Annotated in this window: 4 protein-coding genes and 2 pseudogenes; 3 read left to right on the forward strand and 3 right to left on the reverse strand. The window is 66.1% G+C overall.

Annotation, left to right across the window (positions count from 1 at the left end; all coding sequences use genetic code 11):
• Positions 1-128, reverse strand: a 128-nt coding sequence (locus tag JCM25156_RS28855) for an isopentenyl transferase family protein (RefSeq protein WP_277909435.1), incomplete at its 3' end; no start/stop codon positions are given.
• 30 nt (positions 129-158) lie between these two features.
• Here JCM25156_RS28855 and serB point away from each other — a divergent pair.
• On the forward strand, positions 159-1,070 hold the full coding sequence (serB, locus tag JCM25156_RS10200; protein ID WP_025813006.1) for a phosphoserine phosphatase SerB: 912 nt from the start codon (positions 159-161) through the stop codon (positions 1,068-1,070).
• Here the strand turns inward: serB and JCM25156_RS10205 are convergent.
• Positions 1,060-2,019 carry a cation diffusion facilitator family transporter gene (locus tag JCM25156_RS10205; RefSeq protein ID WP_025813008.1) on the reverse strand — a complete coding sequence of 320 codons (960 nt, stop codon included), beginning with the start codon at positions 2,017-2,019 and terminating at the stop codon, positions 1,060-1,062. The two genes, serB and JCM25156_RS10205, sit on opposite strands and share 11 nt — an antisense overlap.
• Before the next feature lie 144 nt (positions 2,020-2,163).
• On the opposite strand from JCM25156_RS10205, the pseudogene JCM25156_RS23350 reads away from it, so the two are divergent.
• Positions 2,164-3,014: pseudogene (locus JCM25156_RS23350) on the forward strand (carbon-nitrogen hydrolase family protein).
• A pseudogene (locus JCM25156_RS23355) lies at positions 3,011-3,813 on the forward strand (NAD kinase). Before JCM25156_RS23350 ends, JCM25156_RS23355 begins: the two co-directional pseudogenes overlap by 4 nt.
• Positions 3,814-3,816: 3 nt before the next feature.
• Here JCM25156_RS23355 and JCM25156_RS10220 read toward each other — a convergent pair.
• A partial coding sequence (locus JCM25156_RS10220) for a M48 family metallopeptidase (RefSeq protein ID WP_025813010.1) occupies positions 3,817-4,104 on the reverse strand: 288 nt, incomplete at its 5' end.

Genomic DNA, 4,104 nt, shown 5'->3' on the forward strand with positions numbered 1-4,104 from the left:
GAATCGGCATTGATGACGGTACCGTCCATCTGCCGTGCAAGCGCCAGCGCAAGTGCGGACTTGCCCGAACAGGTCGGACCCGCCACGATCAGCGCCACGCGCGCCGACCCCGCCGGGGGGCGTGTCATTGTTCCACCCCTGTCATATACCCGGACCCCATGGCTGACTCTTCCCCTTCCTTCTCCCATACCCTTGTACTGGTGGCCAATCGTGGCGCCACATCCCTCACACCGGTCGATATCCAGATGGCGCGCGACCTGGTGCGGGGTGCGGCCCCTGTCACCCTGTCCGAAGGGGAAGCGGTCGAGATCGCGTGTAACGCGCCCGCCACATGGGAGGCACCCGATATCGGGGCGGCGCGTGACGTGTTTGCCGGGCGGGACATCGACGTGCTGGTAACGCCGCGCGCCAACCGCCGCAAGCGCCTGCTGGTGGCGGACATGGACAGCACGATTGTCGGGTGCGAAACGCTGGACGACATCGCCGCCCATGCCGGGATCGGTGACAGGATTGCCGAGATCACACGCCGTTCCATGAACGGGGAGATCGAATTCGAGGCCGCCCTGCACGAACGTGTCGCCCTGCTGCGCGGCCTGCCCGTCACCCTGCTGGAAAAGGCGTGGAAGGATGTCAGGCTGAACGCGGGCGCGCGGGAACTGGTGCGCACCATGCGCGCGCACGGGGCGCGCACCGCCCTCGTCTCCGGCGGGTTCACGTTCTTTACCAGCCGGGTCGCGGAGCTGTGCGGCTTTGATGAAAACCACGCCAATACGCTACTGGCCACAGGCGGGGAACTGACGGGAAAGGTCGGCCACCCCATTCTGGGGCCGGATGCGAAACTGGCGCATCTGCGCCGCCTGGTCGCGCAGGGCGGGCTGGACATGGCCGACGCCATGGCGACGGGGGATGGCGCGAATGACCTGGCCATGCTGCGCGTGGCGGGCGCGGGCATCGCCTTCCATGCCAAGCCTGCCGTACGGCGTGAAATCAGTAATCAGGTCAACGCGACAACCCTGCGCAGCCTGCTGTTCGCGCAGGGCTACCACGTAAACGAATTCGTCACGCCGTAGGCGCGCCGCCGGCCACTTCCGCGCCTGCGATCTGGGTGCGGAAGTCCTGCGCCTCAATGAACACGCGCGTCACGTCGGGATATTGCTGCTTGATCTGGCGTTCAAGCGCGCTGACCACCGTCTCGACCTGTCCCGCGCTCATGTCGTTGCGGAAATCCACGCTGATGGCCACCAGCACGTCATGCGGACCAAAATGCAGGGAGCGGATTTCGTTCAGCCGCTCCACGCCCTGCGCGGCCAGCGCCATGCGGCGCAGGGCAGCCAGCACCTCCGGCGCGACACCTTCACCCGTCAGCAGGGACTGGGATTCCAGCGCAAGGAAGGCCGCCGTCAGCGCCAGGATGCACCCGATCACGATGGAGGCCACGCCATCGAGCACCGGCATGTCCAGCCATTCGGCCAGTATGTTGCCCAGAAACGCCACGGCCAGGCCACACAGCGCCGCCGTATCCTCGAACAGGACGGTGAAAACGGTGGGATCCTTGCTGACCTGCACGGCCTCGACCCAGCCGCGTCGGCCCTTGCCCTCCTTGCGGAAGGCGCGCAGGGCGAACAGCCAGACCGACCCCTCGAACAGGATGCTGACCCCCAGCACCACGTAATTGACCACCACATGCGTGGCGGGCTGGGGATGGAGGATATGGGTGACCCCTTCGAAAAAGGAGACACCCGCCCCCACCCCGAAAATCAGCAGCGCCACCACGAATGTCCAGAAATACAGTTCCAGCCCATGGCCGAACGGGTGCTGCACCGTGGCCGGGCGCTGCGCGCGGCGGATACCCACCAGAAGCAGGCCCTGATTGCCGGTGTCGATGAGGGAATGGATGGCCTCGCTCAGCATGGAGGAACTGCCGGTCAGGAAGGCCGCGCCAAATTTGGTGGCCGCCACCAGCAGGTTGCCCCCAAGGGCGGCGAAAATGACTGTTCGGGAAGATGCGGTATGCGCCATTGATTTTTCAATATGAAGACTGTCCCCATCCTACCCTTCCGCAACATCTTTTAACAGACCGAACCCGCATTCCGCCCCCGGTTGCGGGAATGGCGGTGCCTGTCCTATGGTCGGGGCAACCTGCCCATGGAGGGATCTGTCCCGATGCGCACCACTGTCATCCAGATGGCGCCCGGCGCATCCGCGCCCGAGAATATCGAACGCGCCCGCGCGCTGATTGCCGCCGCCGTCCGCTCGGACAAGCCGGAACTGGTCATCCTGCCGGAAATGTGGAGCTGCCTTGGCGGTACACGGGACATAAAATTCGCCGCCGCCGAAAGCCTGCCCGCCCCCGATGGATCAGGTGAGGCCGGGCCGCTTTACCGCTTCCTGTCCACCACGGCGCGGGAGCATGGCGTCATGCTTCATGGTGGCTCCATCGGGGAAAAGCACGGCGGCAAGCTGTTCAATACCTCCGTGCTGTTCGACGCGACGGGCCATGAGCGCGCGCGCTACCGCAAGATCCACCTGTTCGACGTCACCACGCCGGGCGGTGAGGGCTACCGCGAGAGTGATACCTACGAACCCGGCTCCGACATCGTGACCGCGCCCCTGTCCCACGGCATGACGGCGGGGCTGGCCATCTGTTACGACATCCGCTTTCCCGCCCTGTTCCACGCGTTGCGCGCGCGCGGCGCAAACGTGCTGCTGGTGCCTGCGGCCTTCACGGTGGAAACCGGCCTCGCGCACTGGGAGACGCTGCTGCGCGCCCGCGCCATCGAGACCCAGTGCTGGCTGGTCGCCTGCGGCACCACCGGCACCCATACCGATGAAAGCGGCCAGAAACGCCGTACCTACGGCCATTCCATGATCATCGACCATGGGGCACCATCGTGGCGCAGGTGTCGGACGGGCCGGGATGGAACACCGCCCGCCTTGACCGGAGCGTGACGGACAGCATCCGCGAGCGCATGCCGGTCATGGCCCATCACCGTCTGTCCATCCACACTCCATGAATGACACATCCTACCCGGGATGGACCGGGGGGGAGCTGCCCACACGGCTGAGTTTCGCCGCGGCACCCAACGAAACCGCGCAGGTCTGGCTGGAACGCCTGGTGGAGCAGTACGGCCAGTGCGCGCCGGAGGAAGCCGATGCCCTGATCTGCCTGGGCGGGGATGGCTTCATGCTGGAGATGCTGCATACGACTCTGGATCGCGGGCTGCCGGTCTATGGCATCAACTGCGGGACGGTGGGCTTTCTCATGAACCCGCCGTGCCCGACAACCTGCCCGAACGCCTGGCCGCGACACAGGCCGCCATCCTGCACCCCCTGCGCATGAAGGCCCACACGCGGGAGGGGGAGTGCGTGCACGCGCTGGCGCTCAATGACGTGTTCCTGTTCCGCCAGACACGGCAGGCCGCGAAAATCCGCATCGAGGTAGACGGCCGCGTGCGCCTGCCGGAACTGATATGCGATGGTGTGCTGATCTCGACCCCGGCGGGATCGACCGCCTACAACCTGTCCGCCCACGGGCCGATCGTGCCGCTTTCGGCCAACCTGCTGCCCCTGACCCCCATAAGCGCGTTCCGCCCCCGCCGGTGGCGTGGGGCCCTGCTGCCGTCCACCGCGCAGGTCCGCTTCGACATTCTGGAAACCGACAAGCGCCCCGTCGCCGCCGTGGCCGATTTTACCGAGGTGCGCGATGTCATTTCCGTCGAGATCAGCGAGGCGCGCGAACTCCACACCACCGTCCTGTTCGACCCCGGTCAGAGCCTGTCCGAACGGATCATAACCGAACAGTTCACCGCCTGACCTTCAGGCACCCCCCAGCCGGTGCAGGCCCGCGCCATGGGCATGGAGCCATTTTTCGGCCTGCCTGCGGTGCGGGGTGATCTGGTCCACCAGTTGCCAGAAATCCGGCCCGTGGTTCATGTGCCGCAGATGCGCGAGTTCATGGGCGATGATGTAATGCTGCACTTCCCGTGGGGCCATGACCAGCCGCCAGCACAGCATGATGCCACCATCGGATGAACAGCTTCCCCACCGGCTGCGGGTGTCGCGCAGCCTGACCTGCGTGGGGTGGAACCCGCCCTGCCCGGCCTG

This window comes from Komagataeibacter kakiaceti JCM 25156 (genome assembly GCF_000613305.1).

Excerpts from the sequence above, each read along its gene's own strand:
- serB (WP_025813006.1), top strand. The coding sequence starts at position 159 with ATGGCTGACTCTTCCCCTTCCTTCTCCCATACCCTTGTACTGGTGGCC.
- JCM25156_RS10205 (WP_025813008.1), bottom strand. The coding sequence starts at position 2,019 with ATGGCGCATACCGCATCTTCCCGAACAGTCATTTTCGCCGCCCTTGGG.